The organism is Pontibacter toksunensis (genome assembly GCF_042686245.1).
Lineage (GTDB): Bacteria > Bacteroidota > Bacteroidia > Cytophagales > Hymenobacteraceae > Pontibacter > Pontibacter toksunensis.
Genome location: NZ_JBHUOX010000009.1, coordinates 90,198 through 111,461, shown reverse-complemented (window position 1 = coordinate 111,461; position 21,264 = coordinate 90,198). Strand labels below are relative to the sequence as shown.

Below are 21,264 nucleotides of genomic sequence, written 5' to 3'. Positions count from 1 at the left end.
AGCCGTAAGTTAGCCATTTTAGCAGTAGCATCAGAAAAATTCAATTAAATTGCGGCAAATACTCTTTCGTGTATCACCTAAACAAATTCACGTTCATGCCACCTGTTGCATTTTTGCACACCCACATACTGGTGGTTGTTTTGTTCCTTGTTTTCTTCGCAATAAAAGCTGTTCTGCTCTTGCTTAACAAGCGGGATACCCTGGACAGGATGAGGAGTAAGACCAAGATAGTTGACATCGTTCTGGGCATTCTGATCCTGATAACAGGAGGCTACCTGTTGTTCCTCTACAGTGGCCGCATCCCTACCTACCTTATTGTAAAAATTGTGTTTGTGCTGCTGGCAATTCCGCTGGGTATTATAGGCATTAAGAAAGAGAGCAAGGGACTGACTGTCCTGTCGCTGCTCATTTTCCTGTACGTTTACGGCGTAGCTGAAACAAACAGTCTGGCCATGAACAAGGAGGAGCCTTCTGTTGCTCCTATCACCAACACGACAACTGAATTACCTGTGAAAAAAGCACCGGAAGAAATTACTCCGGCAGAAGCCGCACAGGAGGAAATCCTCAATGCTATGGGTGAAACACTAATGGCGAATGCCAAAGCTATCTACACGCAGGTATGTGCCACCTGCCACGGCGAAGACGGAGGTAAAGGACTGGGAGGAGCAGCACTTTTAACGCAAAGTCAATTGACCTTAAATGACAGAATTAACGTTATTGAAAAGGGCCGCGGTCTGATGCCAGCTTTTGGAAGCCAGCTCACGCCGCAGGAGGCCGAAGCGCTGGCCGCCTATACTATAACGCTAAACACAACTAATTAATGGGTAAAAAGAACTTCTACGAAACCGCCAAACCACAGGAAACCGCTGTGCTGGTGGCCGTACCAAACTATCGCCAAACCGATGTGCAAACCACCGAGTACCTCGATGAGCTTGCTTTTTTAACGGAGACAGCGGGAGCCGTAACATTAAAGCGCTTTGTTCAGAAGCTGGACAAGCCCGATATCCGCACATTTGTGGGCACCGGAAAGCTGGACGAGATCAAAGCCTATGTAACGGAGAATGATGTGGACATGGTTATCTTCGATGATGACCTGAGTGCCTCGCAGGTGCGCAACATTGAGCGCGAGCTACAGGTGAAGATTGTAGACCGCAGCCTGCTTATACTGGATATTTTTGCGCTGCGGGCTAAAAGCGCCCAGGCGCACGCACAGGTAGAGATGGCCCAGTACCAGTACCTGCTGCCACGCCTCACCAACCTCTGGACACACCTTTCAAAACAAAAAGGTGGTATCGGTATGAAGGGTCCGGGTGAGACGGAAATTGAAACTGACCGCCGTATTGTGCGCGACAAAATTGCTTTGCTGCGTGAGCGACTGAAGAAATTCGAGAAACAGAACTTTGAGCAGCGCAAAGCCCGCTCGGGTATTGTGCGCGTAGCGCTGGTAGGATACACGAACGTAGGCAAGTCCACGCTGATGAACTTGCTCTCCAAGTCGGAGGTGTTTGCGGAAAACAAGCTGTTTGCTACCGTAGACGCTACCGTGCGGAAGGTGGTGTTCGATAACATTCCTTTCCTGCTCTCCGATACGGTAGGTTTCATCCGTAAGCTCCCGACCAAGCTGATAGAATCCTTTAAGTCTACCTTGGACGAGATACGGGAGGCTGACCTGCTGGTGCATGTGGTGGACGTGTCGCACCCGTCTTTTGAAGACCATATCGAGGTGGTGAACCAGACACTCAAGGACATCAACTCGGCAGAGAAACCGGTGCTGCTGGTGTTCAACAAAGTAGACCTGTACCTGCAACAGCGGGAAGAAGATCTGGCTGCAGAGGGAGCAGATGAAACCGAAGTGCGTCCGTCTATTGAAGATTTAAAGGCCAGCTACATGGCAAAGGTGCATGCGCCTGCCCTGTTTATATCTGCCACGAACAAGATAAACATCGAGGCACTGCGAGACGAATTACAACGCAGAGTAGCAGAACTGCATTTCCAGCGCTACCCAAACAACGTATAGGAGCCTGCCGCTGGTGGGTTATGGGTAGAAAGCAGCTGGGTTGTTGGTACGTATACCTGCATAGCTCCTGTTTTAACAGGTGTAACATTAAAAAGAGGAAGCCGCAAAGGCTTCCTCTTTTTAATGTTACCGGATCTATAAGCTTGTGTTTCTTTAACCCGGAACTGCCTTCATGTTTTCAAGCACATCTGTTTGGAGTATGTTGCCGTCGTCGTCTGCTATGATTTCGTATACAGGGGCACCAAAACGTAATTTATATAGCTGATTCTTGCGGCTGTTTGCCTGCCGTGCATTCATCAGGTAGGTTGTGTTACCAGTATAGGACTCGGGCTTTACCTGAAGCGCATACCGCAGCTTGCCATCAACATAGGCTTCATAGTCTATGGCATAGGTATGATAAACTTCATTAGGCACTTCCTGAAACTCAACATGTGGGAACATGGACTGCAGCGTTCTTATGGTGTTTCTTTCCCGTTCAACCGCTCTATTCCACGTTTCGCATACTACCCGGAAGCGTACGCACTGAAAACAATCTTCAACAGATAAATCATACCCGTTATCCCTGACATAGTTGAAGAGGATTTCTCCTTTGCGGTAAAGGCTTTCCTGCGTCCTGCCGAACTGGGTATTGAGGTTCTTCAGGTTCCAGCTCAGGTTATAGACAAAATCCTTGTCTGTTCTGATTAGGGACTCGTTCTGCAGCATGGCTTGCGTAGGTGCATCCCATTTCTGGAGCAGGATTTCTCGCTCCTCCCCGCTTTGGTAGTAAAATGCCTCCCACTCCTCTTTCGTTTTAAATGATTTCAATTCAATAAGCGTGGCAAGGTTTCCTACCGACCAGGGCTCATTTAGCATCAGCTCATGCCAGGCGTTGCTGGTAGACCTGAACTTTGCCGCATCAACTGGTAAAACGAATTTGGCTTCCACTTCTGTTTAAATTGAGATAGATGATATTTTATTTATGATGCTCTCTTTTCCCTTCCTGAAAAAGAGAGTTACTACTGAATTGACTCCTTTGGCCTCACCTCTGCATGACTGGTTCGGGCCTGAACTTCACCTTACCCCCTCATGCTATCTGCTTCTTTGCTCTTATCCACAGGTGACAGAAAAAAGATTCAGCTGTTGGGGCGATTCACATTAACATCGTAGCGCTTCTGATTTTCCAGCTTCGCCCAGATGCTTTCCTTAGATGAAACACTCATGCCTAAGGCTTGTTTTAACAGGCTCTGTCATTCCCCTGCTATATACGGTTTTCTGTTATTAGTAGGCCTATTTATCTTTTTGAAAGTATAATAGCAAATTTATTGTCAAGTTAACAAAGCAGAATATCCAAACTTCGTAAAGGAGTAAGCAGAACCAGATGAATTGACATTCCTGTAACACCAGACACCGGCTATTTTGGCCTGAGCTACAGCTCTTCTGCGTATAACCATTTATGTACAGTTACAGTACTTAGCTATGCCGTTACTGCTGCTTTCTGGCACTGCTACGGCTATGAAAAAAGAAAAATTATGAAGACGTTATATATAGTAAGGCACGCTAAATCGAGCTGGGAGTTCGAAGAACTTAGCGACCACGACCGCCCCCTGAACAAACGGGGCCGGAGTGATGCTTCGCTCATGGGGCAGGAACTGGCAGCCCGTGACGTGCAACCCAATCTAATCATCTCCAGCCCTGCCGTTCGGGCACTTACCACAGCCACACTTGTAGGCAAAGAACTTGGCTACGATGCCGACGATATTGTACTGGACGAGCGGGTGTATGGCGCCGGAAAAGAGGACCTGCTGCAGGTAGTACAAGAAGCACCTGCTGATGTAGACTACCTCATGCTGGTAGGTCACAACGAGGCTATTTCTGACTTTGCTAATATGATAACGCCGGAGCAGGTTTCCAGGCTGCCTACAACAGGCGTCGTGGTACTTGAATTTAACTGTGAAAGCTGGCACGACATCAGCAAAGACAATGCAAACCTGCTCTTCTACGACTTTCCGAAGAACTACAAATAGCTGCAGCCCCTTTCGGACTGACACAACCGCAGTGTTACACAAGCACTAGCGAAGACAACCAACCACCATGAAAAAAGAGACAGAAAAAGAGAAACAGGCCGCTCCGGAGTACCCCATGATTAACAGAGAGCTCAGCTGGCTCGCTTTCAACTATAGAGTACTGCAGGAGGCAAAAGACAAGCAGGTGCCGCTGCTGGAGCGCATCAAGTTTATGGCCATTTTTTCGTCCAACTTAGATGAGTACTTCAAGGTGCGGGTGGCTACGCTCAAGCGCCTCATCAAACTCAAGGAGAAGACACGTAAGAAGCTGAACGAAGATCCCTCTGACGTTTTTGACCAGGTACTAACAGAAGTAAAGCGCCAGCAGGAGGAGTTTGGGGAGGTATTCAGGGAAGGCATTCTCAGAGACCTGCGCGAACACAACATACACCTGCTTACAGAACATGACTTGAACCCGGAACAAAAGGAGTGGGTAAAGGACTATTTCAAAAAATCCCTGCAACCGCTGCTGCAGCCCATCATTCTGGACGAGACTGAAACGCATCTTTTTCTAAAGGATCAGACAGTGTATTTGGGCGTAAAGATGTGGGAGCCGCAGGAGGGACAGGAGTGCAAGCCGGAGCGCTTTGCGATGCTGGAGATTCCGACGAAGAAACACGGCAGCCGCTTTGTAAAACTACCTACAGTAGATGACCAGCGTTATGTAATGTTCATTGACGACGTTATCCGTTACTGCCTGCCGGCCATTTTCCAGCAGTATCAGCAGTTCGACTCCCATGCCGTGAAAGTATCGCGTGATGCAGAACTGGATATTGAAGAAGAGGTGTCGGGAAACTTAATGGCTAAGATTCGAAAGAGCCTGAAAAAGCGTGAGATTGGCTACCCGGCACGCCTGCTCTACGACCCGGAAATGCCCCAGGACCTGCTGGATATGATGATGGCACATACCGGTATTACCGAAGAAGACCTTGTAGAAGGCAGCAAGTACCACAACTTCCGCGACTTCTTTCAGTTCCCGGACTTTAACCTGCCTGCCCTCAAGTATACGCCGCAGCCTACGCTGGTACACCCGCAACTGGAACAGGAGCCAAGTTTACTGGCCGCCATGCAAAAGCAGGATTACCTGGTGCACTATCCATACCAGTCTTTCGACTACGTGCTGCGCCTGTTCAATGAAGCAGCCAATGACCCGAAGGTGACGTCTATGAGCGCCACGCTTTACCGGGTGGCAGACAAATCAGCTATTGCCAAGGCCTTAGTCAAGGCCGCCAAAAATGGCAAACTGGTAACGGTGGTGGTAGAGTTAAAAGCGCGCTTTGATGAGGAGTCGAATATTTTCTGGGCCGGAAAACTACAGAAGGCAGGGGCTAACGTGCTTTTTGGTGCACCCGAGCTAAAGGTACATTCCAAACTGGGCCTGATCACCAGAAACGAAAACGGCAAGTTGGTTAACTACGCCTACCTGAGCACAGGTAACTACAACGAAGACACTTCTACCATATACGCCGACCATGCCTTGTTTACCTCAGATAAGCGCCTCACAAAAGATGTGGAGCAGGTGTTCAACTTCTTTATAGACCGCCACCCGGACAAAGAGTTCAAGCACCTGCTCATGGCACCGCTTAACATGCGGGAGCGCTTCGTGAAGCTGATCGACCGGGAGATAAAGAATGCAAAAAAAGGTTTGCCCGCCCGCATGATTCTAAAGATGAATGCCCTGCAGGACGAGCGCATGATAAAGAAGCTGTATGCCGCCAGTCAGGCCGGCGTTCAGGTGGACTTGCTTGTGCGGGGCATCTGCTGCCTGGTACCGGGGGTGGAAGGCGTGAGCGAGAACATACAGGTGCGCAGCATCGTGGACCGTTACCTGGAGCACGCAAGGGTATACATTTTCCATAACAACGGCGAAGAGGAATATTATGTCGCGTCTGCTGATTGGATGACGCGCAACCTGAACCGCCGTGTGGAAGTAGCCTTCCCGCTCCTGCAGCCCCACCTTGTAAAGGAGGTGCGCGACATTATTGACCTACAACTAGCCGACGACACCAAGGCAAGAACCGTTGATAACAGCTACTTGCGGGAAGGCGAAGAGACGAGCTTACGCTCACAATATGCCACTTACGATTACCTGCGCAACCTGGTGCCGGAGGGGAAGAATCCGGCTAAGAAGCAGAAGTAAGCAGCCTGATAAAACGGAAAGAGGGAGAAGCTCTGCTTGAGCTTCTCCCTCTTTCCGTTTTATCAATTTTAACTGTTTAGTTATTGCGGCTCTTCTCTACCCACTTGCGCGGCGGCACCAGGAAGAGTTCTACTGCCACATAGCCTGCACCAGAGAGGTCGTTTGTGATCAGTTCATCTGTAGAGCCTACGTCATCAAACAGGCGATGGCGGTAGTACCGGCGGTAGCCACCTTCCACTGCAAACCACAAAAAGTCGTAGATCTCGCGTTCCATGCGCAGCAGTCCTTTTATATCTGTACGCCGCAGTTCCACCTCATCGAACTGTGCCAGCACTGTTCTGTCTGCAAAGATATCGTAGCTGGCTCCTTCCAGGCGGTAACCTACATAAAACAGAGTTTTCTCATTCGCATTATGCCGAAACCGAACATTAGCCGGGAATATTGACTCTACTCCCCAGTTCTGGTTGAAGGTGCGGTTGTACAGAACTCCGGGCAAAACCCTCTGCCTGCCAAACGTATACCCCCATTGCGCACCTATACCTATCGAGAAGTCAGGCGATTTCTTCCAGCCATAAGCCACATCCACCGTAGCCTTCAGGTAATCTGTTATGTTGATGTTGTCGCGGGTATAGTCGCCGTTGAGCTCGCCTTTTACACGGATCAGGTAAAAGTTGCGCTCATTTAGCGAGTGCAGGAATGCAAACTGCAGGCCCAGACTTTTCAGGTTCTTATCTTCCAGGTAGCGGTACAGGCCATAAGACGATTCTGTCAGGTCTTCAAAGTTGAATTCCTCTATTTCGTAGTTGACGCCCATGACAAGCTTTGTCTGGGGCTTGTTCATCAGTGGAGCCAGGGCAAGCACAGAAAACTTGTTATGCCGCCTGACACGCCCTTGCCCGTTACCTACACGTGGGTCGTCAGACTCAGATTCTATATCAAACTGCGGCAGTCGCTCATAGCTAATCACCACACCACGTGGCTTACCCATGCCACGCACCCCCGGAGAGGCAAAGTCAACAACAGCCTCCAGTCCCTCCTGCTCAATCTCCTGCGCCTGCGCCTGCTGCCAGAGGCACAGTAAAGCAAACGCAGCTACTAACAATTTTGTCTTTTTCATAGGTTTATTATTGGGTCTTCGTTCTGGGATGTGCAAAACGGGTATTTCTCTATACTACTGTAGCCTCATTCTGTTAGAAAAAGAATCCGAAATTCAGCATCAGCAGTTCCTCTTCCTCGCCTGCGGTATAACTAAGCGAAAGTACGGAGCGGCTTAATACATCCATCCACAGGCCACCGCCATACCCTAAATGCAAGCTGCGGAAGAAAGCTTCTTTGGGCTCGTCATCCATATACACCCTGCCTGCATCCAACAACCCGAGTATTCCGAATTTACCCGGAACGAGGAACAGGTTATAGTCCAGCAGTTGTAGGCGTGCCTCGCCATTGGCGTACACGCTGCTACGACCAGCAAAGCGGGTACGGCGGTAGCCCCGCAGATTCTCCGTGCCTCCCAAGGTATTGGCTTGGTAAAAGCGATAGTCCCCGAAGTTGTGTGCGGCGCCTACTCTGCCCGCCCATGTTAGCTGAAACGGGAAATAAGGGCTGAGGTAAAAACGGAACTCTGAGCTAAAGTTGGTGTAGCTTAGCTGCTCGCCTCCCACCTGTTTGTTATAGCTGATGGTGTTGTACCAGCGCATGCCTATACGCGGGTTAGCCTCTGTACTGCCCCCACCGAGCACTTTCAGTTCGGTAAAAGCTCTCACTCCTACATAGTGCTGCGAGTCAAACTTGCCTGTTTCAGGTTTGTAGGTTCCATCACGCAGGCGGCCTTGCCTTGCCTGGTTAAGCAGAAAAGTTTCCCCCTCTGGCATTGTTACCCTGAACCTGTCGTAAGTTGGTCCAAAACCTATCCTCACAAACGCCACCGGGTGTCTGAAAAAGGCTGCGCTCAGCGACTGGCGCTCATAGCGCACCCTGTAATATTCATCATTAAGGTCAGGAGCCTGCTCGGTGTGGTTTCCGAGACCGTAGAAGTTGCGCTGAAACTGTGGCCCCTGCAGATGGGCATTGAAGGCCAAGTTCCAATTTCCCACCACATCGCGCAGGTCTGCTCTGTAGCGTACATCATATGAGTTTGTCAGGAAGGCATAGTTTCCCTCCAGCAGGTGCTCTGCAGCATGGGGATACTTCCTGAACCCGTGGGTGCGCAGCAGCAGGCCCGCGCCCAACAGTGGTCCATCGTCCACGTTATAAGCAGCCGAGAAGCGGGGGGCTACATAAGCAGGTTTGTAATTGTCACGGTCGTAAAGGTTTACCTCTTCATAAGGCTCTGTTTTGTCATCCGTCTCGCTGCCAAAGTTAAATACGTTGCCCTCAGCCGTATCATAGACAATCGTATACTCTTTCAGGCCGCTTACATACGAGGAGTCTACCACCAAGTCTTCATCTCCACCGGCAATGATGCGTACAAGTATGCTCTTGTCAACACTTCCTGATACAATAAACTGGTCCCTTCCATCCCTGCCGTAGAGGCGAATTTCTTTGGTCTCATCGGTGTAAAAAGTGCGGTCATACAGGGGCTCCAGTATCTCTCCTTCCTTTGAGATCTTATACCCCAACACCTGCATCTCTTCATTATTGATGCGGTTGATCACAAAGCGCTCGTGCTTATCGCTGCCGGTTATATCAACGTACTGCACCAGAAAGTCATAGTACTTCGCTGCGGCCTGCGGTAGCTTGTCTCTTCTGGACTTTAGCTTCGACACAATCTCATCGGCTGACAACTGGCGTATAGGTTCCGGCCACTGCAGCACAGCCTTCTCAATCACCTCGTCTGTCATGCTTTGCTTGATGTCCTCGGCAATCCGGAGCCATTCCTGCCTAGTAATCTTTGAGGTAAAGGTCCTGTCCAGCGTCAGCCCGTTCAGGTTAAGGCCCACAATGTCGCGGTACTCATGCCCGAAGCTCCGGATATTCCGGATGCCCCACTTGCGCGTGGCCAGCCAGGGCAAGATGCCCTCAGCCTTAAAGAATGCCTGGTCGCGGTCTTCGGGCACCGGAATATAAAGTTTTCCTTTACCTTCTTTCTTCTCTTCTACCCAGCGCCATTGCCCCTCATGGCGATCCCAGTCGCCGATGAACATGTCAAACAGCCGCGCCCGCACATACTCCGGCTGGTCTACCTCATTGTCGTTGTCCTGTTCCAGCTCTTCCAGTAGTTTATCGGTGCCCACCAGGTTCTCTGCATTGCCCAAACTGGCAATCTCCTCATGGTTCTCATCCGGGTCTTCCTCCAGAATGGCCAACATATTTCCAAACTCATCCTGGTACTGCCTCAAATAAGGAGTGTTGGGGATGTAAACCAGTTTCGGGTTAGTATGAAACACCCCTGCTGCATCGGCCAGGGGAGGTACAATCAGAGAGCCGTAGGGGTGCTGTGAAGAAGTCTGGTCCTGTAGCAGAGCACTGACTGCTACTTCGCGCAGAAACTCGGGGAGCACCTTTGATGAGCTCTTGTTTATGCTGCGCAGGGTATATTCTTTCGCATCAGGATTGCGCACTTTCAGCGCGGCAGTTTGCTTGCCACCGCCCTTCTGGTACGGGGTCAGCCCCCCCAGTTCATTTTTCAGGTCCAGCAGCGGTACTTCTACAGGAGTTGCCCATTCATCGCGATAGTGCTCTCCCAGCAGCTTTTTGCGCAGCTTAGGGGCCTTGTAAGAGGTATTGGCTGCCAGGGTGATGGTGCTATCGGCGTAGTTTGTGTTATCAGTTATCGGCGGGTTCTCCTTTGGAGGTTCTTTGGCATATAGTCTTGTGCGGAACATTATTTCTCCCGTAGTTCCCGTCTTATCTGTCGGCACCCAGAACTCGGACCACACCTCCCCGTTCTCATGGTAGTTTACCCGCACATAGCCCTTCACAGTCTGCAGGTATGTGGCGGCACCACCTGGCTTTAAGTAATCTACTTTACAGCCGGAGCCGCTTACAATATGTGGTAGTCCGTTATAGTTGAAGTACTCCAGCCCATGCTCGTGCCCAGCCGCGTACGTTATATTACCATACTTGGTAAATATCTCCATTACGCCCTCTATATAGGCCTGGTAGCGGGGGTGCGGAATATCCTGCAGAATTCCACCGTACTTTCGTGCAAAAGGATAAATGGAGCCGATCACAGGCAGTGGCAGGTACATCCATTTGCGCAGCATGGTAAGCGGAAACAGATGGTCTTTGATGGTAAAGAAGCCGCCATGCTCCCCGCGCGTTATAAGCGGGTGGTGGCCCACCACCAGTATATCCCTGCCCCGGTGCTTTTCGATAACATCTTCCAGTTGCACCAGCAGTTCTTCCTCAGTGGAGGCACCACAGCTACTGTTGTCGCCGTAGGGCCTGTCGAAAGGGTGCAGCCACCACTCTGTGTCGAGGGCGATCAGCACCAGGTTATCGCTCAGCATTACCTCATAGGGCCCGGGGCAGCCATCGCCGGGCACATAAAAATCACCACCCACTACAATGTTCTCATCGGTGAGGTATTCATTCACATAGCGCTGCTCACGGGTAACGGCCTCCAGGCCGCCGCGCCCGCTGTGGTTCCAGTCGTGGTTGCCGGGTATCATGTATTTCTCCCCCTCATAGCCCCGCAAAATATCGAGCTGCGCATTCAGGCGCTTCTCCGATACCTCCCTGTCGTACTTGTCAGGGAGCGGCAAGCCGTTCATGTACACGTTATCACCCAGAAAGATGGTGGCACTTTTTGCGCCTGCCACTTCCATCTGCCGGCGCATCAGCATCATGGAGGGCTCTCCGTTCTCCAGGTCAGGGGCGCCTACATCCCCAATCAGGAAGACGCTGTACAGCACCTCGCTTTCAGGAGCCGGCTTTTCCTTTTGCCAGTTCTGGGCTTCGTTGCTGTAGTAAGGCTCTAAAGAAACGCAGGCAGAAAGGGTAAGGCTTAAAGTAACCTGCCACACAAGGAGGGAACGCAGTCCCTGCCACTTTAGTAAATTTCGAATCATATGTTACTGAGGTATAACATGCCCTGCTGAAGGGCAATTGCCTGTAGCCCCTGCACCAGGTATAACTGTTGCCATGGCACAGGAGGAATATAGCATTTTGCCCTGCTATCACTGCACCATACTGATAGCTGCCGCTGTATAAGAAAGGAGGCTGGATACTGCATAGTTGGTTCTATAGCTGTGTGTCCCTGACCTCATTTTCTACTGTTTTGTTGCCTCTGGGAGCAGCAGGACTGACATTGATAAACGAGATAGGGCCGCTTTTAGTTGTTGCTGCCTGCACCCGGCTAAACCCGAATTTAATGCCCGTTTACTAACAAAAAGCCGTATTATACCGTAACCGCAAGCAACTGTGTGTTTGCATGTGCAGCACTGCAGGGCTGTCAGGCTTGAGATTTCGCGCTCAGCATTCCTCGCGCCCACAACAGAAGCAAAACCATTTATGGAAGAACCTAAACTCGTTGAACAAGCCAGAGAGTTTGTTTTTAATTTATTCAAAGAAAAACTTTCAAAGAAGCTGGTATACCACAATTACCGGCATACCCTGGAGGTGGTGTCTGTGGCACAGGACCTTGGGGTAAAAAGCAACTTAGAAGCAGCCGATTTGCAGGACCTGCTGCTGGCAGCTTGGTTTCATGACACTGGCTACGTGAACGCCTACAAAGGCCATGAGGAGGAGAGCATCCGCTATGCGGGGGAGTGGCTGACAGCACAGGGCTATCCGGCAGAGCGCATCCAGCGGATTGAAGGCATGATTATGGCCACCAAGCACGACATTCAGCCGCAGGACCTGCTGCAGGAACTGCTGGTAGATGCTGATTTGGCGAACATAGGCAAGCCTACTTTCTCAGCCACTGCTGAGCTGCTGCGCGTGGAGTGGGAGATTTTCCTGGACAAGTTCTTCTCAGACAGGGAGTGGGCGCAGTTCCAGATGGATTTCCTGCTCTCCACGAACTTCCACACCAACCAGGCACAGCACACGTTTGCAGCGCAGCTGGGTCTGAACATACAGGAGCAGCGTGAGCACCTGAGTCAGGAAGACAAGAAGAAGAAGAAAAAGGACAAGAAGCAACGGGAGACACTGGCGCAGCCTAAGCGGGGTATCGAGACGATGTTCCGGAGCACCTACCGCACCCACCTGGACCTCAGCGCCATGGCTGATAACAAGGCTAACATGATGATCAGCCTCAACGCTATTATCCTGTCCATTGTGATTACGTACCTCAGCGCCCAGTCTGCCATTATAGGCACTGAGTTTGCCCAGCACCGCACCATTATCATCCCTATCAGCCTGCTTTTGCTCACGACCTTGGGGTCCCTCGTTTTTGCCATCATATCAGCGCAGCCCGAGGTAACCAGTTTTAATATCAACAGAAAGAAAAAGAAGGTGAACACTCGCAATGTCAGCCTGCTTTTCTTCGGCAACTTCAGCAAGTTGCCCCTGGAGGGCTTTCAGGACGGCATGCACGATATCATGCGCGACAAGAAAGCACTTTACAACAACATGATCACCGATATTTATTTCCTGGGCGACGTGCTGAGCCGCAAGTACAGGATACTGCGCATCTCCTACTCTGTATTTATGATAGGTCTGGTACTTACTGTTATCGGTTTTGCTATTGCCTTCGCTACTTATTAAGGGATGCAGGTTGCTTGTAAAACGGATGTAATTCCCGTACATTTGCAGCAGAATTTACCGGCCTTGTAGTTCAACGGATAGAATAGAAGTTTCCTAAACTTTAGATCCAGGTTCGATTCCTGGCAAGGCCACAAAAAAGCCCCTATACGTACAGTATAGAGGCTTTTTTATTTAGTTCGGACATATATCGGACGGTAACTCCTTATTAACTGTAGGGATAAGGAAAACTATACTAAATTAGCATCTAATTCCTCTTTCCAGACGTCAAATCCATTATCTGCAGTATTGTTGTGCTCAATTTTGAAAAAGTTATCTGGTTTGTTTTGTATATAAACAGCTCTTGTAGCAACTCTTGCTAGTTCTTCCTCAACGAAAATCATACACTTTTAGAAGAGCCTGCTCCCTTTTGTCTGTATCACACTCCTGCTGTAACAAAGATGAAGGGACTATCGGCATGGCTGCTGGCAAGTGGAGGAAGGGGAGGTGCCTTATAGCAGCCAACTTCCTCCTTTCCCACCGGCTCCAATCAGGTCATACCCAGCGCCAAAGCATTCTTTATTCACAGTGTATCAAGGGACGTACCATTCCACAAGCTCAATTAAGTTGCTTTCTCACTTTATGCGGCTTCTTAACCAATCCTTCTTCTTAAAGCATACAAGTAGCTGAAGCCTTCATGCACAGTGCTTCCCCTTTTGAGGCAGCACCTTTCAGGCAAACACTTAATTTGTATTACGTTATCATACCATAGGGGCGTCTCAATGCGCGAAGCTACGGCTTTGGTTCAGGTATATTCAGATGAGAACGGGAAAATAGAGTGTGACAGGGAACACCGCCTGGTACAGCTCTATTGGTCCACCCACTGCAACGGACAGCCGCTAAGGAGCCTGCTTTTAGAGGCTTTGCGCCATGCCACATCATCCCAGCTGACAGCATGGCTGTGCGACATGCGCAAACTGCACTACATGGAAATGGCAGACCAGAACTGGCTGATAAATGAGCTCTTCCCGTCTTTCAGCAGGCGGCACCGCCACCGGGTGGCTTTTGTGGTGAACATCAACAACTATGAGCTCATGTCCAGTATCCAGACAAAGAGCATAGTGCTTCATACCCCTGCCCTTGCCCGTGTCATCGCCATGGACGTCTTCTTAGCCAAGGGTGAAGCCAGGCATTGGCTGCTTTCACAGACTCCCTCTGATAACGCCCCCTCTTTTTAATGACAGAGCCCCGGCTCTGAGGAGGCAAAGGAGCTGAAGCTGCTGACGCGGCTTATCATAGCATTCGAAAGGGGGGAGACCCCTTGCCACCCCGGAGCAGTCCAGGATGACCTGACCAGGCCATCTGGTTCATGCCTGCACCAGCGCCTGCGTTTTCCGGAGCTCCGTCTTCAGCGCTGCAGCGATGTGCAAGACAAGTTTAAGCCCGCGCCGGCACTCCTCGCTGCTGACTTGCCGCAGCCACTTTATCTCTGCGCTGCAGTGGTTGACGTCTACCGCTATGACAAGAAAGTCAGCGTCCATAAAGGAGAGGGTCACCCGCTCCTGTGGAAGTTCGTTTTGCATGGTGCCTGCTTTAAAAATGAGAAAGGGCTGACTTTTGCGCAGCCCCTCAAACAGCTATCTTCCTATGTATATGAAGCTAACGTTAAGACCGGTGGTTTTAGTTTGAACGGAAACTGCCGCACACTAAATGTTTAAGGCTGTTGAGTCCGCAAAGCCTGCTGTTGACAGGTATTGCCCTAATCTTTCCGGCTTTTAAAGGTAAACCATAATGGGAAGTTTCTGTATCTCCAAAAGTTACGGACAAAGGGGCACTGTCTTTTAAAAGCGGTGCCCCTTTGGTTGTTTTGAAGGCGGCGAGATATAGCAAAAAGCGGAGGCTCCCAAGCAGCTACTTTGATCTTACTTAATAGCGCATTTCGTGCTCGGTGTGACATAAAAGGCAGCGGGCAGATGTTAGTGGACTACCACTCCAGGTGCAGGATGGCGGCTGTTGCCACAGGAATCAGCACTATAACGAGAGCGACAAGGTAGAGGTAACGTTCCTGACGCCACCGAATGAGGAAAGAGTACAGATAAGAGTGTACTTCTACTGTGAGGAAGGTGCATGGTAGCAAAACATCAGAAAGAAGCTTTACCTGCTTCTTCGCCAATGACACGAAGTATTTTCTCCCTCGTCATTGGCTTGGAAAGGAAGGTCACTGCCGAATCCACACCTGCCCTGTCTACGTTTTTGTAAATCAGGCTACTGCTGTTGAGTACAAGCTTCGTGCTGTTGAAGTCAACAAGGTTCAGCCTATGCAGTTCTTCCATAAAAGTGAGACCGTTCATCACAGGCATTTCAATATCGGAAATGATAAGTTCCGGCAGCTGCTCTATTTCGGTCCTCTCCTTCAACAGCTTTAAGGCATCCTCCCCGTTCACTGCGGTTTGCACCTCCACCACCGCCCACAGTTTCCTGAGCAACCGCTGCGTGATGAATAAATAAGTAACATCATCATCAACGAGTAAGATCCTTGAAATCAACTTCATACCTTAAATTATCTTTCTCCCCTGCACCTCTACTCCCTACCACACGCAACGAGAAGTAGACGAAGTAGATGTCATCTAACCTGAGAATTGTTCTATTTAAGTAGTAGCACCTGCTATTTCAGTATTTTACTCCTTGACGTTCAGTAATAATTCGGCAGCAACAGAAAGACAAGTGCCGTAAAATTGTACATGTCTTTTTTATATGAATATATCAAGAAAACGGAGGTAAAGCAGCTGAGTGCGCTTGAAGCCGCTCAGTGCCTGTTCTACCTTCACGCCCTGACAAAGGAGGACCATGACCTGCACCGTGAAAGCCAGCCGCTCCGGGAGGAGTTGAAGGACAGGCTGCGGGAGTTGCGGAACGAGAAAAAGAAAATGCGGGGAAGCTAGCATGCGCTGTGGCTGGAGGAAGCTTAAGTGCCCCGCCTAATGGAGCAAATATTCTCTGTCTGTCGCTGTCTTTACCGCTGCCTTTTGAGACAGACGTGAAAGGTGGTGCCCTCGCCCAGTATGCTCTCCACCTCTACCTTCCCCCCTGTATCTTCCGTCAGTCTCTTCACGATGAACAGCCCCATACCCCAACCTTCCACGTCACTCCTGAGTCTGGTGTGCCGCTCGAATATCGCCTCCTTCTTGTCATCCGCTATGCCACGCCCATTATCGCTGACAGAGAGCCGGATATAACCACCTGACGCCTCGGTTTTGATGAAAATATCTGGTGCTCTGTCCGGTGCTTTGTACTTGATGGCATTGCTCAGCAGGTTGTAGACGATGCTCCTGACGTTCTTGCGGGACAGGATGATCTCGGGTTCGTTTATTTCAGTCTTTATCTGTGCCCCTGCTTCATATATCTTATCTTTCAGGGCGAGCTTTGCATCCTCTATCATGTTTCCGAGATTCACCCGCTCCGGCACCCTGGCGAAGTCGGTGTCGCTCTCTCCTATGTCTGAGAGTTCCACAACTGTGCTGCGCAGGTTGCGCACAGACTGGCTCAGCATGTCCATGACAGGCTTCGTGTCGGCGTCGTCTCCCTGCATGTCCCTCAATGCGTCAATCAATCCTTCGATGTTGGAGAGGGGACCTTTGATGTCATGGGACATGGAGAAAATGATATTTTCATACCGCTTGTTGAGCTTCTCATACCGCCTCAGCATGTCAATGCGGTCGTTGATGTCGATGAAGGTGATGATGACGCCATTGGTTTTATTCTCTTTCCGGACGATGTAGGGCAGGATGTTCAACTGGTACCACCTTTTGTCTGTTGTCTGGATTTCCTTCTCCAGGTCCTTGCTGCTTTGTATCACTTCTTCGATGTTCTCGATGATGGTGGGGAAGCGGATGTTGCTCGACACCTCGTCTATGTGCCTTCCCACGTCTTGGGCTGAGAGGTTGAATGCCTCATTGCAGGAGGGGTGAACTTGCGCAGTATCATGTCCGCATCTACAAATAACTGAGGTATAATTGTGTTACTGAAATAATTTTCCAGTTCATCGTTCAGCTTAATAAGCTTTCTGTGTGCATCTGTCTTGTTTGATGATTGTGCCATTGGCAGGGGATATGTATTTATATTTCTAATATGTACTTATATTGCTAAATATACAGGTAATAAGCCAGAATACGGTCCTTTACTTTCCATGTTAGGATGAGGCGCTTAAGCTCTATAAACCGCTGTGCATTCAGACAAAAACCAGTAATGAAATCAAGACGAACCTGTGTTCTTAGAGAACAAGTTACTTAACCAATACAACGCTGATGGAAGATGGCAGAGCTGCTGTTTACAGCTATGCCTCGTCCCGGAAAACGGCGGAATTTTAATACAGCAGGAGCAGCTTTGCTGGCATGTTGCAAAGCGTTGCCTTGTGTTGCCACCAGGTGTTGCTGTACATTGAGCTGAACTGCTGCCATCCGGGAAACCGGCAAAATGGAAAACCGCTTTGCTGTGGTGTTAGCCCTTGCTGTTAAGGTGGTGTATGTCTGTCCCACTGTCCCATGAAACGTGGGGCAGGAGACTAAAAAACGGATAGAAGCGGTGCAGGTGACGGCTTGTCTGAATAGAGCTGTTACCTGCACCGCTTCTGTGAGGCAGTTCCTGCTGCTTCAATAGTGGGTTCTGAATTATTTCTCCTGATTTTATGTCCTTACTGAAACATGTGCTGCTCATAGCTGGATGAATCTGTACAACGGGCAAGGCATGTTCACCAATGATTCCAGGCAAGCTCATATCGTAGCTTATATTCGTTCGCTTTGGGTTGATACTACTACTACTACTACTACTACCATGACGCTCAATGCAATACACGCGCCTGACAACCTCGGCATAAAATCAAAATACTGCCTCATCATCAGGAGTCTTCAGGCTACCGTTGCCAAACATTTACCCGCTTTTCCGCAGCTCTCGGCCATCGACATGTTTCTGGACATGGCGCTGCCAGAGGCCGAAAGAGACGGGGACTACCTGCAAAGGCTTGATGCGCTGTGCTCGCACCTTCAGCAGCTGAGTACAGGCTCCTATGTTATCCGTCACCTTCACTACAACCTGTGTGCGGACGTGGAGGCAGTCAGGAACAGTACCTTTCTCTTCCCCCAGACGGAACACTACCTTACGCTCCCGGACTAAGCTCCGCCCCCTGCATGCTAACCCGACGATGCGGCCTGAACACCTGAACAGGAGTGTTACAAAACAATGCCCTCCTGCGTCTGCTGCCCGGCAGGAAAGTCTTTGTCGCCCCACTGTTCCTTGACGTTGGTTTCTATAGTGAGGCTGAGGGCGGTGAGTGGCACATCCTCCAGTCTGTTCTCGAAAGGGTCCTCGGTTCGCTCACCCACCAGGTCCAGTGCCAAGAACACAAAGGAAATGACAACGGAGACAGGAATGGTGGCCAGGCCCAACTCACTAACAAAGGCGAAAGGCAGCAGCGAGGCATGTATAAACACAAAAACCCGGGAGAAAAAGCTGTACTGGCGCGGGAAGGGCGTGTTCTTAATTCGCTCACTCATGCCCTGGATGTTGTTGAACTCCACCAGCGTGTCCTCCAGTTTTACAAACCGGTAATCTGAGAGCCAGCCTCTCTTGAAGGCCCGCTGCAAATCCTCGCCCTGCAGCTCAAGCAGGAAGTTGGGAGGATTGTTTTTGTGGTAGAAAGCCTCAAACTCATCTTCCGGTAGAAAAGCCTGTACGTCGGTGTATCTGTTGGTCTCCTCGTAAATTTCTTCCTGGGCTGTTTCGTTGTAGGCGTGCTTTATCCGCAGGAACACGCGCAGCGCATGCACAAAGGCAATGTGCCTGTACACCATCCGCCGCTGCAGCTCTTTTGCGGCTGCAGCCTCCGATTCTTCACCGGGAATGACCATCGTAGTCACCTGGCGTGTCCAGGCGCGGCTGTAGTTCACCAGCAGCCCCCAAATCTTGCGGCCTTCCCACCACCTTTCATAGGCACTGTTGCTCTTGAAGCCAAGAAAGATAGCCAGCGCCGTGCTCAGGGCAGTAACGGTGTTGAAAGGCATACTCAGGTAAGCCACTTGGTAATGGTCATGGGCAAGGTAAACAGCGACTGCCAGCAGCAGGTAGTAAAGCAGGCTTTTCCATGTATAGTGGAGGATGCCCCTCCAGCTCAAATTTCTCCGGACTATCATTTAACAGTATAAAGTACGAAGCTGTTTACTTCCGGCGAGGAGAATAGTTTTGACATTCCAACTATTACGCTGCCTGGCTTAGCGACCGGCTCCCGCTGTATCGCCACGTGCCGGAGCTCCGGCACAGGCTTGTTGATTTGGCCTGGCATTAGTTGAAAGCTGTTAAGTCTAGTTGCAGGCACCTAGTTCGAAAAAAAGCTCAACCTTGTCCCGGAAAACGTGAGTGGCTGTTGCACAACCAGCTGAAGATAGCCGTTGAAGGATAATGACCTATTGCTTGTAGCTATGCAGGGCAAGAAAACTTTTAAAGATGAGAAGGAGCTACTCTTCTCGCTCTCAGCGCACGTGCCGGAGCATAACTTTTACCGCCGGCTCAAGCAGCAGTTGGACCTGAGCTTCCTTGCCGAACTGACGCGGGGCTACTACGGTAAGTGTGGACAGCAAAGCATTAACCCGGTGGTGTTCTTCAAGCTCTGCCTGGTGGGCTACCTGGAGAACATTACCTCTGACCGCAGGCTCATCGAGCACTGCAGCCTACGCCTGGACCTGCTTTACTTTCTGGGCTACCAGCTCGAGGAGCCCCTGCTCTGGCACTCCACCGTATCCCGCACTTGCCAGCTTTTCCCCGAGGCTGTGTTAGAGTCGCTCTTTGACAGGGTCTTCAGCCTGTGCGTGGAGAAGGGTATGGTCAGGGGTGACACACAGGCCTTAGACTCAGCGCCCGTGAAGGCCAATGCCTCCATGGACGGCCTGCTGCTAAAGCAGCCAGTGGAGTCAATGCAACAGCAAGAGGCCCCAAAAATGAGGGCCCCTTGACTGTTTGTTACAACTTACATGCTTCCCAAACGACTACAGTTCTGTAGTGGTTGCAGGCCAAAAGAATAGCCTGCTTGCCAACGGCTGCATTTTGCCTTAGTTTCGTGCCACCGAACTCAGAAAGGCTACGTATGCGAGGGGCGAGCCACGGTCAATGGCTTAACAATATTTATCTAATTCAACAACCGAAGTGACCGGGAGAATACTAACGACTGAGCCACATATAACCATCTCCTACGATGTGGTAGAGGATGTGCTGTATGCGGACTGGACAGGCGACCAGACAAAGGAGAGCGTGATGGACGGGTGCGACAAGATGCTGTACTACCTCAAACTGCATCACTGCAAGAAGGTGCTCAACGACAACAGCCGCGTCACCAGCATCTGGGACGACGCTTCCGAGTGGGTAGCAGTGGACTGGTTTCCCAGGATGCATAAGGCGGGATGCAGGCACTTTGCCTGGGTCTACTCCCCTAACCAGTACAGCAGGCTCTCGGCAGACAAGTCCCTCGGCTACGGCATCAGGGGCGTCATCGCCACCACCTTCGACAGTAAGGAAACCGCACTGGCTTGGCTGAGGGTGATGGAGTGACATCAGGTGGCGTGTTCAGCCTTAAAGTCAAAATCGCATGTATAATCTTCTTCACCTGTGTCTCAACGGCTGCCTCTTCGCCCGTGCGCTCCATGCCTTTTTTGACCGAGGAGTGCCGGAAGCTAAGAGGCAGTATTTGAGCGGAGCCTGAAGGAAAGCAATTGACTGCGCGCGCAGCACTTTTGTGGCTGAATAGATGTTGTACATCATTAACCTTTGTGCCTTTGTAGGCGCGTTAACCTTACGCTAATGGTCCTGTTCGACAACAGCCTTATCAGATTAGATTACACCCTTTCTCCTGCCTTCTATTCACCTTTATCTTCCGTGAGCGAAAGATCATCAAGGGAGAAAAAGATTTGGATCATTGCCCTGTATTTAAGGTTGTCGGAAGACGGAACAAAAACCAGCACTCAATGATCATACCCGACCCAGTAGTAAAGCTTGACTATGACCCTGCCAGGGATGTGCTGTTTGTCGCCTGGCCCGACTTCAGCGAATACACTGTGAGTGAGGCCGAGTATGTCTTAAGTGTTGTCATTGAAACTGTCAGGACCTATGACATCAAATACCTTGTGACAGACACCAGGAACAGGATGGTTCAGGTTCCCGACTCCAGGTATAAGGCGATCATACTCCAGTTCGCCAAGGACTTAGTAGGCACCCGTCTACAGAAGCTTGCGCGGGTTGTAACGGAGAGCACCGCCAGGGAGAAGCCTATAAGTGAGGTCAGGCAGGAGACAAACCTAACGATCCCGATGCGGAACTTCGGCTCCGTGGAGGAAGCAATGGACTGGCTCACCTCAAGTTGACTCCACCTGCAAAGGCCTTTACTGGGACAGCAG

General features: G+C 50.4%; 21 protein-coding genes, 1 tRNA gene and 1 pseudogene. 12 read left to right on the top strand and 11 right to left on the bottom strand.

Features of this window, described 5'->3' with window-relative positions; all coding sequences use genetic code 11:
- Window positions 1–95: 95 nt before the first annotated feature.
- Both ACFS7Z_RS13520 and hflX read left to right on the top strand, forming a co-directional pair.
- Window positions 96–821 carry a SirB2 family protein gene (locus ACFS7Z_RS13520; protein ID WP_377485380.1) on the top strand — a complete coding sequence of 242 codons (726 nt, stop codon included), beginning with the start codon at window positions 96–98 and terminating at the stop codon, window positions 819–821.
- Window positions 821–2,017, top strand: a complete 1,197-nt coding sequence (gene hflX, locus ACFS7Z_RS13515; protein WP_377485377.1) for a GTPase HflX — start codon at window positions 821–823, stop codon at window positions 2,015–2,017. The genes ACFS7Z_RS13520 and hflX overlap by 1 nt, the downstream gene beginning before the upstream one ends.
- 153 nt (window positions 2,018–2,170) lie before the next feature.
- Here hflX and ACFS7Z_RS13510 read toward each other — a convergent pair whose 3' ends face one another.
- Window positions 2,171–2,944: a hypothetical protein gene (locus ACFS7Z_RS13510; protein ID WP_377485374.1), complete on the bottom strand. Its 774-nt coding sequence runs from the start codon at window positions 2,942–2,944 to the stop codon at window positions 2,171–2,173.
- Window positions 2,945–3,528: 584 nt separating this feature from the next.
- On the opposite strand from ACFS7Z_RS13510, the gene ACFS7Z_RS13505 reads away from it, so the two are divergent.
- The gene (locus ACFS7Z_RS13505; RefSeq protein WP_377485371.1) at window positions 3,529–4,023 is read left to right on the top strand and encodes a SixA phosphatase family protein; all 495 of its coding nucleotides are present in this window, start codon (window positions 3,529–3,531) and stop codon (window positions 4,021–4,023) included.
- Window positions 4,024–4,090: 67 nt separating this feature from the next.
- On the top strand, window positions 4,091–6,202 hold the full coding sequence (gene ppk1, locus ACFS7Z_RS13500) for a polyphosphate kinase 1 (RefSeq protein WP_377485368.1): 2,112 nt from the start codon (window positions 4,091–4,093) through the stop codon (window positions 6,200–6,202).
- Window positions 6,203–6,278: 76 nt separating this feature from the next.
- On the opposite strand, the gene ACFS7Z_RS13495 is transcribed toward ppk1, so the two are convergent.
- Both ACFS7Z_RS13495 and ACFS7Z_RS13490 read right to left on the bottom strand, forming a co-directional pair.
- The gene (locus tag ACFS7Z_RS13495) at window positions 6,279–7,319 is read right to left on the bottom strand and encodes a DUF6268 family outer membrane beta-barrel protein (protein WP_377485365.1); all 1,041 of its coding nucleotides are present in this window, start codon (window positions 7,317–7,319) and stop codon (window positions 6,279–6,281) included.
- 73 nt (window positions 7,320–7,392) lie between these two features.
- Window positions 7,393–11,214, bottom strand: a complete 3,822-nt coding sequence (locus ACFS7Z_RS13490; RefSeq protein ID WP_377485362.1) for a BamA/TamA family outer membrane protein — start codon at window positions 11,212–11,214, stop codon at window positions 7,393–7,395.
- A gap of 442 nt (window positions 11,215–11,656) precedes the next feature.
- On the opposite strand from ACFS7Z_RS13490, the gene ACFS7Z_RS13485 reads away from it, so the two are divergent.
- Together ACFS7Z_RS13485 and ACFS7Z_RS13480 are read left to right on the top strand one after the other, a co-directional pair.
- Window positions 11,657–12,853 (top strand): Pycsar system effector family protein, encoded by a 1,197-nt coding sequence (locus ACFS7Z_RS13485; RefSeq protein ID WP_377485359.1) that lies wholly within the window; start codon window positions 11,657–11,659, stop codon window positions 12,851–12,853.
- A 59-nt stretch (window positions 12,854–12,912) separates the two neighbouring features.
- Window positions 12,913–12,984, top strand: a tRNA-Arg gene (locus ACFS7Z_RS13480).
- A gap of 96 nt (window positions 12,985–13,080) precedes the next feature.
- On the opposite strand, the gene ACFS7Z_RS13475 is transcribed toward ACFS7Z_RS13480, so the two are convergent.
- On the bottom strand, window positions 13,081–13,233 hold the full coding sequence (locus ACFS7Z_RS13475) for a hypothetical protein (RefSeq protein ID WP_377485356.1): 153 nt from the start codon (window positions 13,231–13,233) through the stop codon (window positions 13,081–13,083).
- Between the two features lie 378 nt (window positions 13,234–13,611).
- Here ACFS7Z_RS13475 and ACFS7Z_RS13470 point away from each other — a divergent pair, with 378 nt between their 5' ends.
- Window positions 13,612–14,067, top strand: coding sequence for a hypothetical protein (locus tag ACFS7Z_RS13470; RefSeq protein WP_377485353.1), 456 nt, complete (start codon window positions 13,612–13,614; stop codon window positions 14,065–14,067).
- 129 nt (window positions 14,068–14,196) lie between these two features.
- Here ACFS7Z_RS13470 and ACFS7Z_RS13465 read toward each other — a convergent pair whose 3' ends face one another.
- Together ACFS7Z_RS13465 and ACFS7Z_RS13460 are read right to left on the bottom strand one after the other, a co-directional pair.
- The gene (locus ACFS7Z_RS13465) at window positions 14,197–14,412 is read right to left on the bottom strand and encodes a hypothetical protein (protein WP_377485349.1); all 216 of its coding nucleotides are present in this window, start codon (window positions 14,410–14,412) and stop codon (window positions 14,197–14,199) included.
- 558 nt (window positions 14,413–14,970) lie between these two features.
- Window positions 14,971–15,381, bottom strand: coding sequence for a response regulator (locus ACFS7Z_RS13460; protein ID WP_377485346.1), 411 nt, complete (start codon window positions 15,379–15,381; stop codon window positions 14,971–14,973).
- A gap of 189 nt (window positions 15,382–15,570) precedes the next feature.
- Between ACFS7Z_RS13460 and ACFS7Z_RS13455 the strand changes: the two genes are divergently transcribed.
- Window positions 15,571–15,771, top strand: a complete 201-nt coding sequence (locus ACFS7Z_RS13455; protein WP_377485343.1) for a hypothetical protein — start codon at window positions 15,571–15,573, stop codon at window positions 15,769–15,771.
- A 71-nt stretch (window positions 15,772–15,842) separates the two neighbouring features.
- Here ACFS7Z_RS13455 and ACFS7Z_RS13450 read toward each other — a convergent pair whose 3' ends face one another.
- From ACFS7Z_RS13450 to ACFS7Z_RS13440, 3 genes are all read right to left on the bottom strand, one after another.
- Window positions 15,843–16,754 (bottom strand): ATP-binding protein, encoded by a 912-nt coding sequence (locus ACFS7Z_RS13450; RefSeq protein WP_377485341.1) that lies wholly within the window; start codon window positions 16,752–16,754, stop codon window positions 15,843–15,845.
- Window positions 16,739–16,927, bottom strand: a complete 189-nt coding sequence (locus ACFS7Z_RS13445; protein WP_377485339.1) for a hypothetical protein — start codon at window positions 16,925–16,927, stop codon at window positions 16,739–16,741. The genes ACFS7Z_RS13450 and ACFS7Z_RS13445 overlap by 16 nt, the downstream gene beginning before the upstream one ends.
- A gap of 399 nt (window positions 16,928–17,326) precedes the next feature.
- Window positions 17,327–17,542 (bottom strand): hypothetical protein, encoded by a 216-nt coding sequence (locus ACFS7Z_RS13440; protein WP_377485337.1) that lies wholly within the window; start codon window positions 17,540–17,542, stop codon window positions 17,327–17,329.
- Window positions 17,543–17,548: 6 nt separating this feature from the next.
- On the opposite strand from ACFS7Z_RS13440, the gene ACFS7Z_RS13435 reads away from it, so the two are divergent.
- Window positions 17,549–17,998 (top strand): hypothetical protein, encoded by a 450-nt coding sequence (locus ACFS7Z_RS13435; RefSeq protein WP_377485335.1) that lies wholly within the window; start codon window positions 17,549–17,551, stop codon window positions 17,996–17,998.
- Between the two features lie 56 nt (window positions 17,999–18,054).
- On the opposite strand, the gene ACFS7Z_RS13430 is transcribed toward ACFS7Z_RS13435, so the two are convergent.
- Together ACFS7Z_RS13430 and ACFS7Z_RS13425 are read right to left on the bottom strand one after the other, a co-directional pair.
- Window positions 18,055–19,014 (bottom strand): bestrophin family protein, encoded by a 960-nt coding sequence (locus ACFS7Z_RS13430; RefSeq protein WP_377485333.1) that lies wholly within the window; start codon window positions 19,012–19,014, stop codon window positions 18,055–18,057.
- A complete protein-coding gene (locus ACFS7Z_RS13425; RefSeq protein WP_377485331.1) occupies window positions 19,011–19,163 on the bottom strand; it encodes a hypothetical protein in 153 nt (50 codons plus the stop codon). The genes ACFS7Z_RS13430 and ACFS7Z_RS13425 overlap by 4 nt, the downstream gene beginning before the upstream one ends.
- 136 nt (window positions 19,164–19,299) lie before the next feature.
- Between ACFS7Z_RS13425 and ACFS7Z_RS13420 the strand changes: the two are divergent.
- From ACFS7Z_RS13420 to ACFS7Z_RS13410, 3 genes and pseudogenes are all read left to right on the top strand, one after another.
- Window positions 19,300–19,791: pseudogene (locus ACFS7Z_RS13420) on the top strand (transposase); the annotation flags it as partial.
- Window positions 19,792–20,020: 229 nt separating this feature from the next.
- Window positions 20,021–20,422 carry a hypothetical protein gene (locus ACFS7Z_RS13415; RefSeq protein WP_377485327.1) on the top strand — a complete coding sequence of 134 codons (402 nt, stop codon included), beginning with the start codon at window positions 20,021–20,023 and terminating at the stop codon, window positions 20,420–20,422.
- Window positions 20,423–20,835: 413 nt separating this feature from the next.
- A complete protein-coding gene (locus ACFS7Z_RS13410; RefSeq protein ID WP_377485325.1) occupies window positions 20,836–21,231 on the top strand; it encodes a hypothetical protein in 396 nt (131 codons plus the stop codon).
- The last annotated feature ends 33 nt before the right edge of the window (window positions 21,232–21,264 follow it).